Annotated in this window: 16 protein-coding genes; 2 read left to right on the top strand and 14 right to left on the bottom strand. The window is 73.8% G+C overall.

Going from position 1 to position 21,243, the window contains the following annotated elements:
* Positions 1-23 precede the first annotated feature (23 nt).
* A complete protein-coding gene (locus tag E5083_RS03125; RefSeq protein ID WP_135784032.1) occupies positions 24-3,320 on the bottom strand; it encodes an ATP-dependent helicase in 3,297 nt (1,098 codons plus the stop codon).
* A gap of 152 nt (positions 3,321-3,472) precedes the next feature.
* Positions 3,473-3,844: an MGMT family protein gene (locus tag E5083_RS03120; protein WP_208753933.1), complete on the bottom strand. Its 372-nt coding sequence runs from the start codon at positions 3,842-3,844 to the stop codon at positions 3,473-3,475.
* 184 nt (positions 3,845-4,028) lie between these two features.
* Between E5083_RS03120 and E5083_RS03115 the strand changes: the two genes are divergently transcribed.
* Both E5083_RS03115 and E5083_RS03110 read left to right on the top strand, forming a co-directional pair.
* Positions 4,029-6,785 (top strand): lysylphosphatidylglycerol synthase transmembrane domain-containing protein, encoded by a 2,757-nt coding sequence (locus E5083_RS03115; protein WP_135784030.1) that lies wholly within the window; start codon positions 4,029-4,031, stop codon positions 6,783-6,785.
* Between the two features lie 222 nt (positions 6,786-7,007).
* A complete protein-coding gene (locus E5083_RS03110; RefSeq protein WP_135784029.1) occupies positions 7,008-8,549 on the top strand; it encodes an alpha/beta hydrolase in 1,542 nt (513 codons plus the stop codon).
* 11 nt (positions 8,550-8,560) lie between these two features.
* Here the strand turns inward: E5083_RS03110 and E5083_RS03105 are convergent, their stop codons facing one another.
* The 12 genes from E5083_RS03105 to E5083_RS03050 form a co-directional block, all read right to left on the bottom strand.
* Positions 8,561-9,070 carry a hypothetical protein gene (locus E5083_RS03105; protein ID WP_135784028.1) on the bottom strand — a complete coding sequence of 170 codons (510 nt, stop codon included), beginning with the start codon at positions 9,068-9,070 and terminating at the stop codon, positions 8,561-8,563.
* A gap of 86 nt (positions 9,071-9,156) precedes the next feature.
* Entirely contained in the window at positions 9,157-9,600 is a 444-nt protein-coding gene (locus tag E5083_RS03100; RefSeq protein ID WP_135784027.1) for an SUKH-3 domain-containing protein, read from the bottom strand.
* Entirely contained in the window at positions 9,597-10,070 is a 474-nt protein-coding gene (locus tag E5083_RS03095) for a hypothetical protein (RefSeq protein ID WP_135784026.1), read from the bottom strand. The genes E5083_RS03100 and E5083_RS03095 overlap by 4 nt, the downstream gene beginning before the upstream one ends.
* The gene (locus tag E5083_RS03090; protein ID WP_135784025.1) at positions 10,067-11,116 is read right to left on the bottom strand and encodes a DNA polymerase III subunit beta family protein; all 1,050 of its coding nucleotides are present in this window, start codon (positions 11,114-11,116) and stop codon (positions 10,067-10,069) included. The genes E5083_RS03095 and E5083_RS03090 overlap by 4 nt, the downstream gene beginning before the upstream one ends.
* A 99-nt stretch (positions 11,117-11,215) precedes the next feature.
* Entirely contained in the window at positions 11,216-12,394 is a 1,179-nt protein-coding gene (gene moeZ, locus E5083_RS03085) for an adenylyltransferase/sulfurtransferase MoeZ (RefSeq protein ID WP_135784024.1), read from the bottom strand.
* Positions 12,395-12,458: 64 nt separating this feature from the next.
* The gene (locus E5083_RS03080) at positions 12,459-13,199 is read right to left on the bottom strand and encodes a spherulation-specific family 4 protein (protein WP_135784023.1); all 741 of its coding nucleotides are present in this window, start codon (positions 13,197-13,199) and stop codon (positions 12,459-12,461) included.
* Positions 13,187-14,146 (bottom strand): NAD-dependent epimerase/dehydratase family protein, encoded by a 960-nt coding sequence (locus E5083_RS03075; RefSeq protein WP_030807303.1) that lies wholly within the window; start codon positions 14,144-14,146, stop codon positions 13,187-13,189. Before E5083_RS03075 ends, E5083_RS03080 begins: the two co-directional genes overlap by 13 nt.
* 497 nt (positions 14,147-14,643) lie before the next feature.
* Positions 14,644-15,804 (bottom strand): hypothetical protein, encoded by a 1,161-nt coding sequence (locus tag E5083_RS03070; protein WP_244317360.1) that lies wholly within the window; start codon positions 15,802-15,804, stop codon positions 14,644-14,646.
* Positions 15,801-17,456, bottom strand: coding sequence for a DUF3492 domain-containing protein (locus tag E5083_RS03065; RefSeq protein WP_135784022.1), 1,656 nt, complete (start codon positions 17,454-17,456; stop codon positions 15,801-15,803). The genes E5083_RS03070 and E5083_RS03065 overlap by 4 nt, the downstream gene beginning before the upstream one ends.
* A gap of 202 nt (positions 17,457-17,658) precedes the next feature.
* Positions 17,659-19,254 carry a dipeptide ABC transporter ATP-binding protein gene (locus tag E5083_RS03060; RefSeq protein WP_135784021.1) on the bottom strand — a complete coding sequence of 532 codons (1,596 nt, stop codon included), beginning with the start codon at positions 19,252-19,254 and terminating at the stop codon, positions 17,659-17,661.
* On the bottom strand, positions 19,251-20,249 hold the full coding sequence (locus E5083_RS03055; protein ID WP_135784020.1) for an ABC transporter permease: 999 nt from the start codon (positions 20,247-20,249) through the stop codon (positions 19,251-19,253). Before E5083_RS03055 ends, E5083_RS03060 begins: the two co-directional genes overlap by 4 nt.
* Positions 20,246-21,241, bottom strand: a complete 996-nt coding sequence (locus E5083_RS03050) for an ABC transporter permease (RefSeq protein ID WP_135784019.1) — start codon at positions 21,239-21,241, stop codon at positions 20,246-20,248. The genes E5083_RS03055 and E5083_RS03050 overlap by 4 nt, the downstream gene beginning before the upstream one ends.
* Between the last annotated feature and the right edge of the window lie 2 nt (positions 21,242-21,243).

Below are 21,243 nucleotides of genomic sequence, written 5' to 3'. Positions count from 1 at the left end.
CGCACATCACGCCACGACGCAGGTCACTCCACCACGTGCCGTCCCTCGGGGCGGGCGCTGCACGAGGCGCGGAAGGAGCAGTGCGCGCAGTGCTGGCCGGTGGTCGGGGTGAACCGTTCGTCCAGCACCTTTCCGGCCGCCGTGGCCAGCAGGTCGCCGACCCACTCCCCGTCCAGCGGCTCCTGGGCCTGCACCTTGGGCAGCGTCTCGCCGCCGTCCTTCTTGGCCGCGCCCTGCCGGAGCTGTACGAGTTCCGCGCCGCCGGGCTCCGGGCGCTCGCCGTCGAAGGCGTCGTCCACCGCGCCCTCGGCCACCGCGAGCTGGTAGACGGCGAGCTGGGGGTGGCGGGCGACCTCGGCGGCGGTGGGCGCGTTCTTACCGGTCTTGAAGTCCACGACGTAGGCCCGGCCGTCGCCGTCCGTCTCGACGCGGTCCATCTGGCCCCGGATGCGGACCTGGTACTCGCCGGCCTCCAGGGTCACGTCGAAGTCCCGCTCGCTGGCTATGGGTGTACGGGTGGCGCGGTCCAGGACGTGCCAGTTCAGGAACCGTTCGAGCGCCGCGCGGGCGGTCTCCTTCTCCTGGGCGGACTTCCAGGGCGCGTCGAAGGCGAGCGCGTTCCACACCGAGTCCAGGCGCTCCATCAGGACGTCGAGGTCGGCGGGGGTACGGCCGGAGGCGACCTCGTCGGCCAGGACGTGGACGACGTTGCCGAAGCCCTGGGCGGCCGTGGCGGGCGCGTCGGCCTTCACCTCGCGGCCCAGGAACCACTGGAGGGCGCAGGTGTTGGCGAGCTGGTCCAGCGCGCTGCCGGAGAGCACCACGGGCTGGTCCCGGTCGCGCAGCGGCACCTTGCTCGCGGTGGGCTCGTACATCCCCCACCAGCGGTCGGGGTGGGCGGCGGGCACCAGCGGGCGGCCGTCCTCGTCGGCGAGCGCGGCGAGCCGGGCCAGCCGGCGCGCGGCCGCGTCCCGCAGGGCCTCCGAGACGTCCGGGTCGACGGTGGTGGCGCGCAGCTCCGCGACGAGCGCGGCGACCGCCAGCGGGCGGCGCGGGCGGCCGGTGACGTCGCGGGGCTCGACGCCCAGCTCGGTCAGGAAGCGGGACGGCTGGTCGCCGTCGTCGGCCGGTGCCTTCACGGCGGTGACGACGAGACGGTCCCGCGCGCGCGTGGCGGCCACGTAGAACAGCCGGCGCTCCTCCACGAGCAGGGCGCCCGGGGTCAGCGGCTCGGCGAGCCCGTCCCGGCCGATCCGGTCGGCCTCCAGCAGGGAGCCCCGGCGGCGCAGGTCGGGCCAGAGCCCCTCCTGCACGCCCGCGACGACGACCAGCCGCCACTCAAGACCCTTGGAGCGGTGCGCGGTCATCAGGCGCACGGCGTCGGGACGTACCGCGCGGCGGGTGAGGGTGTCGGCGGCGATGTCCTCCGCGTCGATCTCCTCCAGGAAGTTCAGGGTGCCGCGTCCGCCGGTGCGCTCCTCCGCGCGGGCGGCGGTGGCGAACAGCGCGCAGACGGCGTCCAGGTCGCGGTCGGCGTTGCGGCCCGCCGCGCCCCCGCGCCGGGCGGACCGCTCCAGCCTGCTGGGCCAGGGGGTGCCGTTCCACAGCGCCCAGAGCGCCTCCTCGGCGGTGCCGCCCTCGGCCAGGCACGCGCGCGCCTTTTGCAGCAGCGCGCCCAGCCGTTGCGCCCCGCGCGCGTACGCCGGGTCGTGCGCGACGAGCCGTTCGGGCTCCGCGAGCGCTCGCGCGAGGAGCACGTCGGAGGGGGCGGGCAGGGCCTCTCCGGCGGCGCGCTCCTCCTCGCGCAGGGCGCGGCCGAGCCGGCGGAGGTCGGCCGCGTCCATGCCGCCGAGGGGGGAGGAGAGGAGCGTTATGGCGGTCTCGGCATCCAGCCAGGGAGTCTCCGGGGCCTCAGCCTCCTCAGCAGACTCCGCCTCCGCCACCGCCCGCAGGGCCGTCAGCAGGGGCGCGACGGCCGGTTCGTGGCGCAGGGGCAGGTCGTCGCCGTCGATGTCCAGGGGGACCCCGGCCGCCGTCAGGGCGCGGCGGAGGGTCGGGATGGTGAGGGAGCCCGCGCGGACGAGGATCGCCATCTCGTTCCACGAGATGCCGTCCTCCAGGTGGGCGCGGCGGACGATGTCGGCGATGTTGTCCAGCTCGGTGCCGGGGGTCGGGTAGGTGTACACCTCCACCTGGCCGCCGTCGCGGACCGCCGTGGGCTCGCGGTGGACGCGGAGCTTCTCGGCGGGGAGCTGGGACAGCGGCATGCGCTGGGTGATTCGGCGGGTCGCGGCCAGCAGGTGCGCCCCGGAGCGGCGGGTGGTGCGCAGCACCTCGACGGGCGCGGGGCGGCCGTCCGCGCGGGGGAAGGCGGCCGGGAAGTCGAGGATGCCGTTCACGTCGGCGCCCCGGAAGGTGTAGATCGACTGGTCGGGGTCGCCGAGCGCCACCAGGGTGCGCCCGCCCCCGGCCAGCGCGTGCAGCAGCCGCACCTGCGCGGGGTCGGTGTCCTGGTACTCGTCGACGTACACGGCGTCGTAGGACGTGGCGAGGCGCTCGGCGACCTCGGGGCGGTGGGCGAGGAGCACCGCGCGGTGGACGAGTTCGGCGTAGTCGATGACGCCCTGGAGGTCGATCACGTCGAGGTACTCGGCGAGGAAGGCGGCGGCCGCGCGCCAGTCGGGGCGCCCGATGCGGCGCGCGAAGGCGTCCAGCGCGCCGGGCTCGAGCCCCAGCTCGCGGCTGCGCGCGAGGACCGCGCGTACCTCGTCGGCGAAGCCGCGCGTGGTCAGGCAGGCGCGCAGGTCGTCGGGCCAGCGCACATGCGTGAGGCCGAGCCGCTCCAGCTCGGGCTGTCCGGCGAGCAGCTCGCGCACGGTGACGTCCTGCTCGGGGCCGGAGAGCAGCCGCAGCGGCTCGGCGAAGCGGTCGCTGTCCTGGTGGGCGCGGACCAGGGCGTAGCAGTACGAGTGGAAGGTGGTGGCGCGGGGCGCGCGGGCGGCGCCCATGCGCCGGGCCATCCGGTCGCGCAGTTCGACGGCGGCCTTGCGGCTGAAGGTCAGCACCAGGATGCGTTCGGGGTCGCCGCCGCGGGCCACGCGCGCGGCGACGGACTCCACCAGGGTCGTGGTCTTGCCGGTGCCGGGTCCCGCGAGGACGAGCAGCGGGCCGCTGTCGTGCTCGATCACCGCGCGCTGGGCGGCGTCCGGGCGGGCCGGCGGTGCCTGGACGGGCGGGGTGCGGAGCAGCCGATAGGCACCACGGGGCGCCTGCCGACCCTGGGGGTGCGGCAGGCCTCCGGTGGTGGAGGTGGTGCTCACGTGGTTCGCCGGTCCTGGTGGTGGTGCGGGGTGGTCGTAAGGGCGTACAAAGCCTCGGGGGGTTCCCGTCCCCACGAACGTACGTCATGCCGGGGACGTGCCCGGTGTCCCCCGTACGAGCGGATGTGAGCCGCGCCCCTTGCCGAAGGCGCTCAGCCGTGGTCCGCCTGACCCCCGTCCCAGCGGGCCCGTCTCATGTCCAGGCGCGGCAGATGCCCCTCCGCGCTGCGGGACGCCTGCTTCAGCGGGGTGCCCTCGGCCCGGTACCGGTCGAGGGCGCGCAGCTCATGGCCGGGCAGCAGCGCGCCGTCGGCCCGCACCACGCGCCACCACGGCACCGCGCCCCCGTACAGCGCCATCACCCGGCCCACCTGGCGCGGCCCGCCCTCCTCCAGCCACTCCGCGACGTCGCCGTAGGTCATCACCCGGCCCGGCGGAATCCGCTCGGCCACCTCCAGCACGCGCTCGGCGTACTCCGGAAGTTCGTCCGGGCGCCCCTCCCCGGCAGGGCTCTGCTCGCTCATCCACCCCATCCTGCCGTACGCCTACGACAATGGGACGAGGCCGGCCAGGGGTGTCCGGACGGGCCCGCACTCCGCCCCATCGCACTTTTCGCACCCCCATCCGCACCCTGATGCCCCCTCGCGCCCCTCAGTCGTGCCACCATCGTGCGGGCGGTGACTGGTGATACGAGACCAAGAAGAGACCATGAACAAGCAGGGTGTGCACGACGACGCGGAGGGCACCTCCGGCGCGTCCGCGCGCCCCGGCGCCTCCCACGGCCCCGCCGGGAACGCGGGCCCACGCGCGCGTGAAGGCGGCGAAGGGGACGCCCCCGCGCGGGCGTACGCCCCCCGGCGTCCCTCCGACGACGTCCTGGAGGAGGTCGAGGGCGACGAACCGCTGCTCCCCGCGCGCGTGCACCGCCCCTCCGACCTCATGCGGCTCCTGGTGGGCGTGCTGGCGATCGCCCTGCTGCTGGCCATCGCCGCGTTCGCGCACGGCACCACCTCGGGCCTCGAACAGGACATCAACAAGGGCACCGGCCAGGCGCCCGACCTGCTGATCAAGATCGCGGGGCTGGTGTCCAGCATCGCCATCCTGCTGGTCCCGGTCGCTTTCGCCATCGAGCGGCTGATCAAACGCGACGGGCTGCGCATCGCGGACGGTGTGCTCGCGGCGGTCCTCGCGCACGGCGTCACCCTCGCCACGGACCTCTGGGTCGCCCGCGCGGCGCCCGATTCCATCCAAGAAGCGCTCACCCAGCCCGCGCCCGGCGACATCCACGCGCTGACCGACCCGGTGCACGGCTATCTCGCGCCCGTCATCGCCTATATGACGGCCGTCGGCATGTCGCGCAGACCCCGCTGGCGCGCGGTGCTGTGGATCGTGCTGCTGCTCGACGCGTTCTCCATGCTGGTCACCGGCTATACCACGCCGTTCGCGATCATCCTGACCGTGCTCATCGGCTGGACCATCGCCTACGGCACCCTCTACGCCGTCGGCTCCCCCAACGTCCGCCCCACCGGCCGCACCCTGATGGCGGGCCTGCGCCACGTCGGCTTCCACCCGGTCAGCGCGGTCCGCGAGGAGGGCCCGGAGGCGGAGAACGGCGACCGGGGGCGGCGCTACTTCGTCACCCTGGAGGACGGCCCGCCGCTGGACGTGACGGTCGTCGACCGGGAGCAGCAGGCCCAGGGCTTCTTCTACCGGGCCTGGCGCAACCTCACCCTGCGCGGCTTCGCCACCCGCTCCAGCCTCCAGTCCCTCAGACAGGCCCTGGAGCAGGAGGCGCTCCTCGCGTACGCGGCCATCGCGGCCGGCGCCAACGCCCCCAAGCTGATCGCCACCTCCGAGCTGGGCCCCGACGCGGTCATCCTCGTCTACGAGCACACCGGCGGCCGCACGCTGGACTCGCTGGCCGACGACGAGATCACCGACGAGCTGCTGCACAAGATCTGGCACCAGGTGCGCGCGCTGCAGTCCCGCCGCATCGCGCACCGCAGGCTCGCGGGCGACGCGGTACTGGTGGATCGTTCCGGCAAGGTGATCCTCGCCGAGCTGCGCGGCGGGGAGATCGCGGCGGGCGATCTGCTGCTGCGCATGGACGTGGCCCAGATGCTCACCACGCTCGGCCTCAGGGTCGGCGCCGAGCGGGCCGTGGCCACGGCGGTCGCGGTGCTCGGGCCGGACGCGGTGGCCGACTGCCTGCCGATGCTCCAGCCCATCGCGCTGACCCGCTCCACCCGCGCCACCCTGCGCAAGCTGGGCCGGGAGCGCGCGGAGCGGGAGCGGGAGGCGGTGCTGGAGTCGTCGCGGCTGGCCAAGCAGGCCCGTCTTGAGGCGGCCTCCGAGGAGGGCGCGGCCCTGCCGGAGAAGCCCGACAAGAAGACCGTGCGCGCCGAGCAGCGGGCCGAGAAGCGGGCCATCGACGAGGCGATCGACGAGGCCCGCGAGGAGGATCTGCTCACCCAGATCCGGCATCAGGTGCTCCGGATCAGGCCGCAGGCACCGGTGGAGCCGGCCCGGCTGGAGCGCATCCGGCCGCGCACCCTGATCAGCTTCATCGCGGGCGCCATCGGCGCGTACTTCCTGCTCACCCAGCTCACCCACATCGAGTTCGGCAAGCTGTTCGCGCAGGCCCAGTGGGGCTGGGTGGCGGCCGCCGTGGCGTTCTCCGCGCTGAGTTACGTGGCCGCCGCGATGGCGCTGCTCGGGTTCGTGCCGGAGCGGGTGCCGTTCGTGCGGACGGTGGCGGCGCAGGTCGCCGGGTCCTTCGTGAAGATCGTCGCTCCGGCGGCGGTCGGCGGTGTCGCGCTGAACACGCGGTTCCTCCAGCGGCAGGGGGTGCGGCCGGGGCTCGCGGTGGCGAGTGTGGGCGCGTCGCAGTTGTTCGGGCTCGGCTGCCACATCCTGATGCTGCTGTCGTTCGGCTACCTCACCGGCACCGAGAAGACGCCGTCGCTGTCGCCGTCCCGGACGGTCATCGCGGGTCTGCTGACGGTCGCGGTGCTGGTGCTGGTGGTGACGTCGGTGCCGCTGCTGCGGAAGTTCGTCGTCACGCGCGTACGGTCCCTGTTCGCCGGAGTGGTGCCGCGCATGCTGGACGTGCTCCAGCGGCCGCAGAAGCTGGTCACCGGCATCGGGGGCATGCTGCTGCTCACCGGGTGCTTCGTGATGTGCCTGGACGCGTCGATCCGGGCGTTCGGCGACGAGTCGGCGCACATCAGCATCGCCAGCGTCGCGGTGGTCTTCCTCGCGGGCAACGCGCTCGGCTCCGCCGCGCCGACGCCGGGCGGGGTCGGGGCCGTGGAGGCGACGCTGACCGTGGGTCTGATCGCGGTCGGGCTGCCCAAGGAGGTGGCGGCGCCGGCGGTGCTGCTGTTCCGGCTGCTGACGCTGTGGCTGCCGGTGCTGCCGGGGTGGCTGGCGTTCAACCACCTGACCCGTAAGGGAGCGCTGTAGGGGGCGGGGATTTGGGCGGTGGGCCCTTACGGGGTCCCGTAGGGGCTGTTGCCAGGGGCGTCGGTCCGGCTGGCGCGCCCCTACGGGACCCGGAGGGGCCGTCGCCAGGGGACGCCGGGCCTGTCTGCGCACCCTGACGGGGTCCCGTAGGGGCTGTCGCCCCCGTACTCCTTACGGCCCGTGCCCCGCGCGGAGTCGCGGGCGCGCCGTGAGGATGGCTGTATGCCGAACCCTTCCCGGCCGCGCGCCGCCGCCCTGACGACCAGTGCCGTGCTGATGGCCGCCCTGCTGGCCGGCTGCGGCGGGTCGGGGCACGGGGATCTGACGAAGCAGAAGCTTCAGTGGAAGGACTGTCCGGCCCCGTCCGAGGCGGAGGGCGGCGGCCCGTCGCCGTCCCCGCTGCCCGGCGGCGCGAAGTGGCAGTGCGCAACCATGCTGGCCCCGCTGGACTGGGCCAAGCCCAAGGGCGACACCATCGGCATCGCCCTGATCCGCGCCAAGGCCGACGGACCGGCGAAGGACCGGATCGGCTCGCTGGTATTCAACTTCGGCGGCCCCGGCGGCAGCGGTGTCACCACGCTGCCCGCGTTCGGCGAGGACTACGCGGCCCTGCGCACCCGGTACGACCTGGTCAGCTTCGACCCGCGCGGGGTCGGCCGCAGCGCGCCGGTGCTGTGCGAGAGCGACTCCCAGCTCGACACGTTCTTCCAGCAGGACGCGACGCCCGAGAACACCGCCGAGCAGAAGCAACTCATCGCCCGCACCGAGAAGTTCAACGACGCGTGCGAGCAGCGGTCCAAGAAGATCCTGCCCCATGTGCGCACCACGGACGCGGCCCGCGACATGGACCTGATGCGTCAGGTGCTCGGTGACGCCAAGCTGCACTACTTCGGCATCTCCTACGGGACCGAACTCGGCGGTGTGTACGCGCACTTGTTCCCGAAGCACGTGGGGCGGGCGGTGTTCGACGCGGTGGTGGACCCCACCCAGACGCCGGAGCAGGGGGCGCTCAGCCAGGCGCGGGGGTTCCAGCTCGCGCTGGACAACTTCGCCGAGGACTGCACGTCCAAGGTCGAGGACTGCCCCCTCGGGGACACGGCGGACGATGTGAAGAACCGTATCGCCAAGCTGCTGAAGGACCTGGAGAAGAAGCCCATCCCCGGTATCTATCCACGCCAGTTGACGCAGACCGCGGCGACCAACGGCATCGCGCAGTCGCTGTACTCCAAGGACTTCTGGGAGTACCTCACCGAGGGTCTGGAGCAGGCGTACGACGGGGACGGCAGGGTCCTGATGCTGTTGTCCGACTCGATGAACGGGCGGTCGGAGAACGGGGAGTACAGCAACATCACCCCGGCCAACATCGCCATCAACTGCTCGGACGAGAAGCCCCGTTACACCCCGGCCTACATCCAGTCCAAGCTCCCCGACTTCCGCGGGGCCTCCCCCGTCTTCGGCGACTACCTCGCCTGGGGCATGGCCGGCTGCACCGACTGGGCCGTCCCCGGCGCCGCCGACCACCCCGACGTCCACGCCCCCGGCTCCGCCCCCATCCTCGTCGTCGGCAACACCGGCGACCCCGCGACCCCCTACGAGGGCGCCCGCGCCATGGTCGACGCCCTCGGCAAGGGCGTCGCCGTCGAACTCACCTACAAGGGCCAGGGCCACGGCGCGTACGACAGCAAGAACAAGTGCGTCCAGAAGGCGGTCAACGACTACCTCCTGACGGGCCGCACCCCGAAGCCGAACACGGTGTGCACCTGACGACTGCCGCGCTACGACGGCTCGCTACAACTCTCCGGCACGCCCGGCGCGGACCCCATGAGCCGGGCGACATCGATACCCCGCGCCCGCAGATACGCCTCCGCATGCTCCGCCAGTTGCCGGAAGCGCGGCCAGGTCGGCATCCCCGCCACCTGCGCGTCCCGGTACTCGAGAAACGCCCCGCCCGCGTACTTCAGCCGCACCAGCGGTACCGCCCACAGCTCAAGGACGTCCTTCTCGCTCACATACCCCTTGTGGCAGTACAGCCCGACGACGTCGAAGGCCGCGAGCGCCCGGTTGACGACGGCATACTCCTCCCCGCTCAACTCCTCCACCCGCACCCCCCGCTCCCGCATCAGAAACACCGTCCGCCTGCCGTGCTGCAGCTCAGGGCTGATCAGCGACTCATGCAACTTGAGCAGCGCGTCCCGCCGGTCCTTCCGCCGCGCCACATAGAGCGACAGCACACTGATGACCACAGCGGCCACCGAAATGACGACCGACGCACCCTCACCGTCCACCCACGGCTCCCCCCCACTCCCCCGACAGCCCGGTCCAGGGCTGCCCATCCCCGGCGAGGCGCAAACAGGCGCCTGCCCGGCGGGCCCTACCCCACGTCGATCCGGCGTGGAGCCACGCCGAGGACGAGGTTCTTCAGGGCCTGGGGGGCGGGGCCGAAGGAGGCGGTCCAGGTCTCGACGAGGTGGATCTCGGTGGCCTCGTCGATGGCCAGGAAGAAGCGGCCGTGGTCGAGTTCGCCGAGCGGGAAGAGGCGGCGGCCGAGGTGCTCGCCCCACTGAAGGAAACGGTCCTCCTCGCCCCACGCCAGCTCCGGGTCCAGCTCGAACGGGGTACGGGCGCAGGTGATTCCGGGCCCGGTGACATGCACGGTCAGACCGCCGAACTCGCGCAGGAAGGTCTCCGCGGCGTCGTGCATGGCCAGGCCGACGGGTTCGAACATGGATCGCCAGCGACCCGTGTCGACCCTGCGTCCAGGCTGCCACCCCGCCGTCTCCAGCACCTCGGCGACCTCCGGAGTCCAGTCGTTCATGCCGAGGGCCTCCGGGTGCGGTCCCGGCCCGCGATGGCCTCGGCGACCCCCTGGATGGCGCCGCGTATGAGGTCGCCGTAGGGGGTGTCAGGGAGGTTCGGGGCGTGTGAGCGGGCCGCTTCGATGTGCTCCGTGGCCGCTGCGAAGGAACCGAGGCGGCGGTAGTTGTCGGCGAGGTTGAGGTGGAGGGAGGGGTAGAAGCCGGCGATGTGCAGGTCGGTGTGGTGTTGCTGGACTCGCTGCTCGGTCAGGGCCTCGGCGGCGTCCAGGGCCCGGATGTCCCAGGTGAGGGCCTGGGCGGGGTCGTCGTGGAGGTCGGCCAGGTAGTGGGCGACGGTGCAGCGGTGCAGGGGGTCGTCGGTGGTGGACCACAGGCGCAGCAACTGCTCGCGGGCGGTGGTGGGGTCGCCGGCCCGGCCCGCTTCGACGGCTTTGCCGATGGCTTCCATGGTCGGGTCGGGAGTCGTCATGACACCCTCCTGACCGGCATGACCAGGGTGGTGAGGTCACCGCGGTCGGCGGAGCGGACGGTGACCGGCTGGTCCTCGCCCCGCAGATCGAGCATCACGTCGGGGCCGATCGCGGTGCTCACGGCGGGGTAGAGCGTGGTCAGCTCGAAGCAGATGCGGAGGGGCCGGCCCGTGGTCGTCGCGGGGAGCGGGGTGCGGTCGCCGACTTTCATGCCCTGGACGGTGATGTTCAGCGCGACGCGGTCGCCGGGGTGCTCCTCCAGGGCCCGTATGAGCAGGTCCTTGGGGACCGTCGCGCGGGTGGTGGCCTCGCCCAACGAGGCGAGCATCAGCCGGTGGTCCGGGAACTCCTCGCTCAGCAGCCGGCAGTAGCGGTCCTCCCGGCCGGTCACCCGGAGCCACATCCCGTGCGGCACCGCTTCGAGCCGTACCGCCGGGCTGCGGCGGATCTCGGCGGCCGCGGCCCGCAGTTCGTCGCCGTCGACCGTGCCGGCCCATGCCCGCGTCGGCGCTTCGGCGGGCACCAGGGTCCGGGTGGCGAGCCGGTAGCGGTCCGTCGCGGTCAGGGTGACCGCCTCCTGGCTCGCCTCGACACGCACCCCGGCGAGCACCGGCATCGTGGGCTCCCGCGCGGTCGCCGTCAGCACCTGCTCGACGGCCTCCGCGAACACGGGCCCCTTCAGCGCGGCGACTTCGAGCCCCGGCACGTCGCCACCGAGCGCGGACCGGAGGACAGCGGCCTTCCACCGCGCCTCCGCCGCGTCCCCGAGGACCCCCGCCACATGCTCGTCGAGCAACCGCACCGCCTCCTCGCCCTCGGCCCCGAGGACCGCCTCGACACCGGCCAGCGGCATGGCGATCTCCCGGAGCTGCCGCAGCACGGTCGCCCGCGCCACCTGCCCGGTGCTGTAGTAGCGGTACCCCGACACGGGGTCGACCTCGGCGGGCGGCAACAGTCCGGAGTCGGCGTAGAACCGCAGCGCGCTGGGCGTCAGCCCGCTGCGCTCGGCGAAGACCCCGATCGGCATGAGTTCGGATTTCGGCACCGCGCCATCATCGGGCTTCGACCAAGTTGAAGGTCAAACACGGCGAAGGCCCACGGCCCCGAGTGATCAGGGGCCGTGGGCCTTCGCGGCCGGAAAGGCTCAGTACACCGGCTTGCTGGGTTCGATCTGGTTGACCCAGCCGATGACGCCGCCGCCCACGTGGACCGCGTCCGCGAAGCCCGCGGACTTCAGGACCGCGAGGACCTCCGCGCTGCGGACGCCCGTCTTGCAGTGGAGGACGATGCGCTTGTCGTGGGGGAGGGTCTCCAGGGCGGTGCCCATGAGGAAGTCGTTCTTGGGGATGAGCTTGGCGCCGGGGATGGAGACGATCTCGTACTCGTTCGGCTCGCGGACGTCGATGATCTCGATGTTCTCGCCGTCGTCGATCCACTCCTTGAGCTGCTTGGGAGTGATCGTGGAGCCGGCCGCGGCCTCCTGGGCCTCCTCGGAGACGACGCCGCAGAACGCCTCGTAGTCGATCAGCTCGGTGACCGTGGGGTTCTCGCCGCACACCGCGCAGTCGGGGTCCTTGCGGACCTTGACCTGGCGGTACTGCATCTCCAGGGCGTCATAGATCATCAGGCGGCCGACCAGCGGGTCGCCGATGCCCGCGAGCAGCTTGATCGCCTCGTTGACCTGGATCGAGCCGATGGACGCGCACAGCACGCCGAGCACGCCGCCCTCGGCGCAGGAGGGGACCATGCCGGGCGGCGGGGGCTCCGGGTAGAGGCAGCGGTAGCAGGGGCCGTGCTCGGACCAGAAGACGGACGCCTGGCCGTCGAAGCGGTAGATCGAGCCCCACACGTACGGCTTGTTCAGCAGCACGCACGCGTCGTTGACCAGGTAGCGCGTGGCGAAGTTGTCCGTGCCGTCGACGATCAGGTCGTACTGGCCGAAGATCTCCAGCACGTTCTCGGCCTCGAGCCGTTCCTCGTGCAGGATCACGTCCACGTACGGGTTGATGCCCTTGACCGTGTCCCGCGCGGACTCCGCCTTCGAGCGGCCGATGTCGGCCTGGCTGTGGATGATCTGCCGCTGGAGGTTGGACTCGTCGACCTCGTCGAACTCCACGATGCCCAGCGTGCCGACACCGGCCGCCGCGAGGTACATCAGCGCGGGTGAACCCAGGCCGCCGGCGCCCACACAGAGCACCTTGGCGTTCTTCAGCCGCTTCTGCCCTTCCATCCCCACATCCGGGATGATCAGGTGGCGGGAGTACCGGCGGACCTCGTCTACGGTGAGCTCGGAAGCGGGCTCGACCAGGGGTGGCAGCGACACGGGGACTCCGTTGGTCGGTCGATCACTACGGGTTGTTCTTCCCCTAACACTGCCACGGCCTTCTTCATTCCGAGACACCCGTTCCGACCCGCGAGACGAATTCGTCCCAGTGGCCGGGCATCGTCTCCCAGGGGTTGGCCCGGCCGCCGTGATCCGTGCGGTCGGTGAGGTAGACCGTCCCGGCGCCCTGCCAGCGCGCGATGCGCAGCGCCTCCTCCAGATGGCCGCGCGGCACCCCGTGCACGAAGTGGCAGAAGCGGCTCTCCGGGTAGTCGGCGGTCCACTCCGCCACCTGCGACCAGCGGTAGTCGGCCCAGGAGCCGCGGAAGGTCACCAGTTGGTCGGCGTTCTCCGCGTACCCCGGACAGGGGTGTTCCCCGTGGCCGAGCACGAGGTGGGTGTTCCCGGCGAGCGCGCGGAGCGTGGTGATCACCCGGCGGACCTCGGGCAGTTGCGTCCGGTCACCGGGACAGCGTTCCAGCAGGAAGCCGTCGACGCGGTACCAGTCGAGGTGGCGGTGCGCGTCGGTGACCAGGTCGGCGAAGGGGCGCATGCCGTGCGCGAGGTCCAGGTGGCCCAGCACGCGGACCCCGCCGTTCCTCAGCCGGCCCGCCGCCTCCAGGCAGTGCGGGTCGGGGCGGGTGCCCGGTCCGGCGGCGACATTGAGCACCACCCAGTCCAACGGCGTTCCGGGGCGGGCCAGTTCGGCCCACTGGGCGGGCGCGGTCAGCGGGTGCGCGTAGTCGGGGACGCCGATCGCGGTGCGTACGGCGGTGACGGCGGGCGCGCTGGTCAGATGCGGCATGCCGCCTCCATCCAGATGTCCGCGAGGGACTCCTCCAGATTGATCCGGGGCCGCCAGCCGAGCCGGTCGCGGGCGGTGCGTACGTCCGCCTGCTGCCAGCTCCCGCAGCCGTCCGGGTAGGGGTACGCGACCGGCACCGCATGGTCCAGATCACCGCGCGGATGCCCGATCTGCCCGCGCAACGGGCCGGGCGGCGCGTCGAGTTCGTTGAGCGCGCCCCCGTACCCGGCGACCCGCGCGAGGACGGTGGCCGCGTCGCGCAGCCGTACGGCACGGCCGGAGCCGATGTTGATCACGCCCTGCGCGGCGGACAGCGAGGCGGCGTGCACGGCGCGGGCGACGTCGCGTACGTCGACGAAGTCGCGCTGTACGCCGAGCCCGGCGAGCTTGAGCTCGCCGTCGCCCGCCTGCATGGCCCGGCGCATGGCCTCGGCGAGTCTCCCCAGGGGCGACCCTGCCGGGGTGCCGGGTCCGGCGGGCGAGAAGACCCGCAGCACCACGGCGTCCAGCCCCGAGCCGAGGACCAGTTCGGTCGCGGCGAGCTTGCTGACCCCGTAGGGGCCGCCCGGCCGGGGTACGGCGTCCTCGGCGGTGGAGGAGCCGGGCTGGCTCGGCCCGTACTCGGAGCCGCAGCCGATCTGCACCAGCCGGGCCCCGCAGCCGCTGCGCCGCAGCGCCTCGCAGACGGTGGCCACGGCGACGGTGTTGTGCCGGGTGAGGTCGCGGGCGCCGCCCCGGGTGGCACCGGCGCAGTTGACGACGACACCGGGGTGCACGGCGTCCAGGAACCGGGTGAGCGCGCCGGGGCTGCCGGTGGCGAGGTCGAAGCGGACGTCGGCGTCGTCGCCCCGGCCGAGCGCGGTGAGCTGCACGGCGGGGTCGGCGAGGAGGCGGTCGGCGACGAAGCGGCCGATGTACCCGTTGGCTCCGATCAGCAGGACCCTCATAGGGCGGCCCCCGAGGTGTGCGCCGCGGCTGCTCCCACGGACCCGGCCACTGCGGTGACTCCGTGTCGGGAGGTGGTCATCTGGTGTTCTCCTTCTCAGGGATGAAGGTCTCAGGGATGAAGGGGGGAGGGGGCGGGGCGGCGGTGGGGCGCCGGTGCCGTGAGCGGAGGCGGACGCCGGGGACGGGGGCGGGGCCGCGTAAGCCGTTGCACGCCTCGTCGGGGATGCCCGCCGTCCGGCGAGCGCCCGGGGTGGCCGGGTGCGGACGGACGCGGGGCACGGGCGCAGGGCCGCGTAGGCCGCTACCGGACCCCTCCGGGACGCCTGTCGTCCGACGCGCGCCCGGGGTGGCCGGGCGCGGACGGACGCGGGCGACGGACTCAGGCGCAGGGCCGCGCAGGCCCTCACGGGCCCCCTCCGGGACGCCCGCCGGCCTGCGAGCCCCCGTGGTGGCCGACCGCCTCCCGCGCTCCGGCGCCGCACGGCACACGCGTGCCTCACTCCGGGCCCCCCGCGGGCGCGTGGGCCGAGGCTCGGGTGAGGGTGCGGAGGGCGTGGGTCAGGAGGGTCAGGGCGGCGCAGGCGCAGGTCAGGGTGGGGACGGCCGTCACCCCTAGGGGGTCGACCAGGGTGGTCACCGGCACGGCGAGGAAGCCGCAGTCGGGGAGCCGTCCGCTCAGCACCAGTGCCGGTGCCGCCACCTCGGCGGCGGCCGCCGCGCCCAGGATCACGGCCGGCGCGTGCCGGTGCCGGTGTGCGGTGAGGAGGCGGGCGAGGAACAGCAGGGCGCCCAGGGTGAGGGCCTGCGGGTAGGCCGGGTCCTCGTGCAGTACGGCGCCGGTGAGGGCGAGCAGGCCGGTCAGGGCGGACAGGTACAGCGCGAGGACGCCGAGCAGCAGGGGGCGCGCCCCGGAGGTGAAGTCCTCCAGGCCCCGGCTGCCCGCGAGCCGTCGGCGGGCGCCGAGGTCGAGGAGGTGGGCGCACCAGGCGGCGGGGGCGCAGGCCAGCGCAAGGGCCAGTACGGGCGCGGTGGCGGCGGGCCAGGGGCCGTCCGGGGCGCCGGTGGGCAGCGCGTCGGGGCCGCCGCTCACCACGGCGTCCAGCAGGCCGTCGCCGAGGAGGGCGTACCCGAGCAGGCAGGTGGTCCAGACGGGGGCGGAGGGCCGCGGGGCCGTGCCGGGGCGGGCCGCGAGGGGGCCCCGGCCGAGGGCGGCGCGTACGGCGAGGGTCACCGCGAGGAGTCCGCCGAGGGCCACCAGGGGGCGGGCGGAGCCGGGGCCGAGCCGCAGTCCCGCCACGGTGCCGGAGGCGACCGCGCCGGGGAGCAGGGTGAGCAGGACCCAGCCGGTGCGGATGCGCGGGGCGGGGCCGGGGGCGGGCTCGGGGGCCGGGTCGGCGTCGCGGGGGACGCGCGCGTACAGCTCCTCGGCGAGCGAGAACACGTCCCGGTGCCGGTAGCGGGCGGCGGAGCGGTCGGTGAAGCCGTGCGCCTCCAGCCCGGCCGCGATCTCCAGCGGGTCCACGGCCCGCTCGCACAGCTCCCGGTGCTGGTGCAGCAGCGCCTTCACGGGGTCGACGCCACCCCGGCGAGGAGCGGCCTCGGCGCCGGAAGAGGCCCCGGACGCCGCCACCGCCCCCGTCCCGTCCACGCCCCTCATCGCGCCCCCTCCGCCCCGGCCCGGACCGGCGCCGCTGAGCCCCGCAGCAAGGTGGGCACGGTCCACCGGCCGGGCACATGCGCCTCGGCCGGCACGGCGAACGGCAGCGGCTCCCCCGCCTCGTCCACGGCGGCCCGGCGCACCGGACAGTGCGACATGATCTCCAGGTAAATGCCGTGAAATGCCGCGATGTTCTGTTCGACGCCGAACAGCTCCAGCGCCCGCGCCCGCGCCGCCGCCCCCAGCCGCGCCCGCCGCTCGGGGTCGCGCAGCAGCGCCACGCACGCCTCCGCGAGCGCCCTCGGATTGCGCGGCGGTACGACGAGCCCGGTGCCCCCGATGACCTCCACCACCGCGCCCACGTCCGTGGACACCGTGGCCCGGCCGCAGAACATCGCCTCGGCCAGGCTGACCGGGAACCCCTCGACCACGCTGGACAGCACGACCACCGCACCGGCGGCGTACGCGTCGGGCAGCGTCGGCGCCTCGGGCGCCCCCACCTCGGTGAACGACACGGGGTTGTCCCCCACGGCGTGCAGCCCCTCCGCCTCGTCCGGGAAGAGCTGGGCGGCCAGCGCCCGGCACTGCGCGAGGTACGCCTCCCCCTCGGCGCCCACCGGCACGCCCACGATGCGCAGCCGCGCGTGCGGCTCCTCCTTGCGGACCTCGGCGAAGGCGTGCAGCAGCGAGACCAGGTCCCGGCCGGGCTCGATCCGGCCGACCCACACCAGCGTGTCCGCGTCGGCGCGGTCGGGCGCCTCGCCGACCTCGGCGAACCGGTCGGCGTCCATGCCCGGGTGGACGGTGCGGATGCGGGCCCGGTCGGCGCCGCACCGCTCCTGCCAGCGCCGGGCGTGGCTGCTGCCGGGGGTGAGGATCTCGGCGCGCCGGTAGACCTCGGCGGCGAGCCGCCCGTGGAAGGCGGCGAGCAGCGCGCGGACCGCCGGAGCGGCGCTGTCGGGGCCGAGCGCGAGGTAGTGCGCGCGGAGCTGGACGCCGTACTCGGTGACCAGCAGGGGCACGCCGGAGAAGTGCCGGGCGAGCAGGCCGGGCAGGGCGGCGGAGCCGCCGGAGGTGGCGTGGCAGAGGTCGACGGCGGCGAGGGCGTCCTCGCCGTACCAGTCGAGGGAGAGGGGGCCGAGGGCGCGGGCGAGGTGGTCGGTGACGGCCAGCAGGTCGGGGACGCGCGCCTCGTGCGCCGCGCGCGGTGCGCCGGGGGCGCGACAGGCGCGCTCCAGGGCGGTCACGGCGTGGTCGGAGCGGAGGGCTCCGGTCAGGGCACCGGTGTCGCGGGCGAGTTCGGCGAGGCTGTACAGCGCGTTGCCGAAACGGTCCGCCACTTCGGCGGGGGAGCCCTCCCGCAGGTCGCAGACCGCGCCCAGCAGCTCGCCGTAGTGCTCGGTGAAGTGCCTGCGGGCGCGGCGGCCCAGCGTGCCGCCGTCGTCCCCGGCCGTCCACAGCCGGGCGGTGCGCACCCGCCTGACCTGCGGCGGGATCGGCACCCAGCCGTCGTCCTCCTGCCGCCGGCCGCACTGAAGCGCGTAGACGTCGAACTCGTGCTGCCCGAGCCCGCGCACGAGCCGGTCGCACCAGAGCCCGGTGTCACCGCCGACATACGGATAGCCACCCTCGGTAAGCAGTCCGATGCGCACGCGTGCACCCCCGATCTCCCGTGTGTGGGAGCCGCCGTCGTCCCGGCGGCTCGCAGCGGGACGAACGTACGCGGAGAGGGCGGTGGCGCGACGGACGGTTGTCCGCCGCACCACCAAAAGGGGTGAACGGTCGTAACTTTCGCGGGCGAGCCGCGTTCCGACACGCTAAGAGACCGCACGGTGACGTTCCGCACGCGAATTCCTACGCCGGAGCGGGCTCCCGCCGGGCGGCCCGGCGCCGCGCGGCCACCTCCGGGTCCAACGCCGGTACGGCGGACAGGAGTTGGCGGGTGTAGGGGTCGCTCGGGTTCTCGTACACCTCGTCGGCCGGGCCGGTCTCGACGACCTGTCCCCGGCGCATGACGGCGACCCGGTCGCTGACCTGGCGGACCACGGCGAGGTCGTGCGCGATGAAGACGAGCGCGAGCCCGAGTTCCCGGCGCAACTCGTCCAGCAGATCGACCACTTGGGCCTGGGTGGTGACGTCGAGCGCGGAGACCGGTTCGTCGCAGACGATGACGCGCGGGTCGGCGGCGAGGGCCCGCGCGATACCGATGCGCTGGCGCTGACCGCCGCTGAACTCGTGCGGGTAGCGGTCGTGGTGGGCCGCTTCGAGCCCGACCCGCTCCAGCAGCCCGGTCACCCGCTCCCGTACGGCCTTGTCGTCCCGCTCCCCCTTCGCACGCAGCGGGTCGGCGATCGAATCGCCCACCGTACGGCGGGGGTTGAGGGAGGAGGCCGGGTCCTGGAACACCATCTGCACGGACGGATCGACCCCGCGGTGCGCGCGTCCGTCGTACCGGATGCTGCCCGAGGTGGGCTCCAACAGCCCGACCAGCATGCGCCCCAGGGTGGTCTTGCCGCTGCCGCTCTCCCCCACAATCCCGAGGGTCTCCCCCCGGCGCAGGGTCAGCGAGACGTCGTCCACGGCGGTGAACGCCCCCCTCCCGCGCCCGAACTCCCGCCGCAGTGCGGTCGCTTCGAGCACGGCCTCCCCCGCTTCCTCGGCGGACGAGGTACGGGGTGCGTCCACGCGCGGTACGGCGGCGAGGAGTTCGCGGGTGTACGGCTGCTCCGGTGCGGCCAACACCTGCCGCAGCGGCCCGTGTTCGACCGCGCGCCCGTGCCGCATCACGAGCACGTCGTCGGCGCTCTCGGCGGCGACGCCCACGTCATGGGTGACGAGCAGCAGGCCGAGCCCGTTCTCCTGGCGCAGGGTGTGCAGCAGGTCGAGGATCTGGGCCTGCACGGTGACGTCGAGCGCGGTGGTCGGCTCGTCCGCGATGAGCAGCTCGGGTTCGCACGCCAACGCCATGGCGATCAGCGCGCGTTGGCGCATGCCCCCGCTGAACTCGTGCGGCCGGGACCGGGACCTGTGGACGGCGTCCGGGATGCCGACCCGGTCCAGCACCTCGACGGCACGCGCGCGTGCGGCCCGCCGGGAAGCCCGGGTGTGGACGCGGTACACCTCGGCGATCTGGTCGCCCACCGCGTAGTACGGGTCGAGGGAGGACAACGGGTCCTGGAACACCATCGCGGCCTTGGCCCCGCGCAGCCCCCGCAGCTCGGCGTCGGAGGCGGCGGCCACGTCGGTGCCGGCCACCAGGACCGAGCCGCCGACCCGTGCCCCGGTGTCCCGGTGCAGGCCCAGCAGGGCGCCGGCGACGGTGGACTTGCCGGAGCCGGACTCCCCCACCAGGGCCAGCGCGGCCCCCTTCTCCAGCGTGAAGGAGAGTCCGTCCACGGCGCGCAGGGCGCCGAACTCGACGGTGAGATCGGTGACTTCGACCAGGCTCATGCGAGGACCACCCGGCGGTCGGCCAGCGCGTACAGGATGTCCGCGACGGCGTTGGCGATGACGACGAAGAAGGCGACGACCAGGACCATGCCGACGACCACGGGCAGGTCCACGACCTTGACCGCGTGCACCAGCTCCTGGCCGATGCCGGGCAGCCCGAACAGGGTCTCGGTGAGGACCGCGCCGCCGATGGCGGAGCCGACATTGTTGGCGTTGAGCGCGATGACAGGGGCGAGCGCGCCGCGCAGGGCGTGCCGTCCGACGATGGCCCGCTCGCCGACGCCGTAGGCGCGGAAGGTGCGGATGTGGTCCTCGGCGAGCGTCTCCAGCATGGCCGAGCGGGTGAGCCGGGCGAACGCGGCGGCCTCGATCAGGGCCAGCGACAGCCAGGGCAGCAGCAGGTTCCACGCCCACTGCTCGGGGTCGTCGCCGAAGCGCACGTACTGCGGGAAGGGCAGCAACTGGAGTTCGCCGCAGACCACGATCATCAGCACCAGCCCGAGCACGAACACGGGCGTGGCCCAGCCGGCCAGGGTCAGCACGGTGAGCACCCGCTCGGAGAGCCGGCCGCGCCGCCAGGCGGAGAGGACGCCGGTGCCGACGCCGATGACCAGCCAGAGCACCATCGCGCCGGCCACCAGCGAGAGGCTGACCGGCAGCTTGGCCAGCAGCAGTGTGAGCACCTGCTGGTCGCTCTGGTAGGAGAGCCCGAGGCAGGGCGCCGCGCAGTGCTCGACCGAGGTGCCGGTGGAGTAGTCCTGGCCGACGAACAGCCCTTCCAGGAAATGGAAGTAGCGCAGGTAGAGCGGGTCGTCGAGCCGGAGCTGGGCCGCGACCTGGTGCACCTGCTCCGGGGAGCAGCGCGGGCCGCAGGTGATCTGGGCGACGTTGCCGGGGGTGGCGTAGAAGACCACGTAGACGAGGACCGAGACGGCGAGCAGGGTGATGAGCGTGCCCGCCGCGCGGCGCAGCAGGAATCCGCCGAAGCCGTTCACGCGGCGTCCTCCTTCCGGGCGCGGCCGGTGCCGACGCGCAGCCGGGAGGCGGCGCGGGGGTCGAGTGCGGTGCGGACGCCGTCGCCGAGGACGGTGAGGGCGAGCACGGTGGTGAACAGGGCGCCGGCCGGGAACAGCAGGTACTGCGGCGCGGCCTGGTACCAGACGTCGGCCGCGGTGATCATCTGTCCCCAGGAGGGCGTCGGCGGCTTCACCCCGACGCCGAGGAAGGACAGGGCGGCCTCGGCGGAGATGTTGGTGGGCACCAGCAGCGCGGCGTAGGTGATGACGGGCGCGGCGAGGCCGGGCAGCAGCTCGCGGCGGGCCACGCGCACGGCGCCCCATCCGCTGAGCCGGGCGGCGGCCACGTGGTCGAGCCCCTTGAGGGTGAGCGTCTGGGCGCGCACGATCTTGGCGACGTTGCCCCAGGCGATCAGCCCGATGACCAGCGCGACCAGCACCGGGCGGGGGAAGCTCGCGGGCACGATGGCCAGCAGCGCCAGCGCCATGATCATGAGCGGCAGGGCGACGATGATGTCGGTGATCCGGCTGAGGACCTGGTCCAGCCAGCGGCTGCCCATGGCGGCGGCCACCCCGATGGTGACGCCGATGAGCACCTGGATGAGCGTGGCCGCGAAGGCGACGCCCAGCGAGACGCGGGCGCCCTCCACCAGCCGGGCGAACAGGTCGCGGCCGGTCTGCGGTTCGACGCCCAGCCAGTGCTCGGCACTGATCCCGCCGAGCGACCCGATGGGCACGCCGCCGCGCGCGGAGTCGACCAGACCGGGGTGGTACGTGGTGGGGTCCTGCCCCTCGAGGGCGGTGAGGAGCGGCGCGGCGAGCGCGACCAGGACGAGGAGCGCGACGACGGCCGCGGCGACCAGGGCGGCCCGCTGCGCACGCAGCCGCCGCCAGAACTGACGGGCCCCCGAGGCCGCCGGGGCGGTGATGTCCGCCCCGGCGGCCTCGACGGCGACGAGTGCTTCGCTCACCG

It is taken from the genome of Streptomyces bauhiniae (assembly GCF_004784475.1).
In the GTDB taxonomy this organism is placed as follows: domain Bacteria; phylum Actinomycetota; class Actinomycetes; order Streptomycetales; family Streptomycetaceae; genus Streptomyces; species Streptomyces seoulensis.
This window is presented reverse-complemented; position numbering and strand designations above follow the sequence as displayed.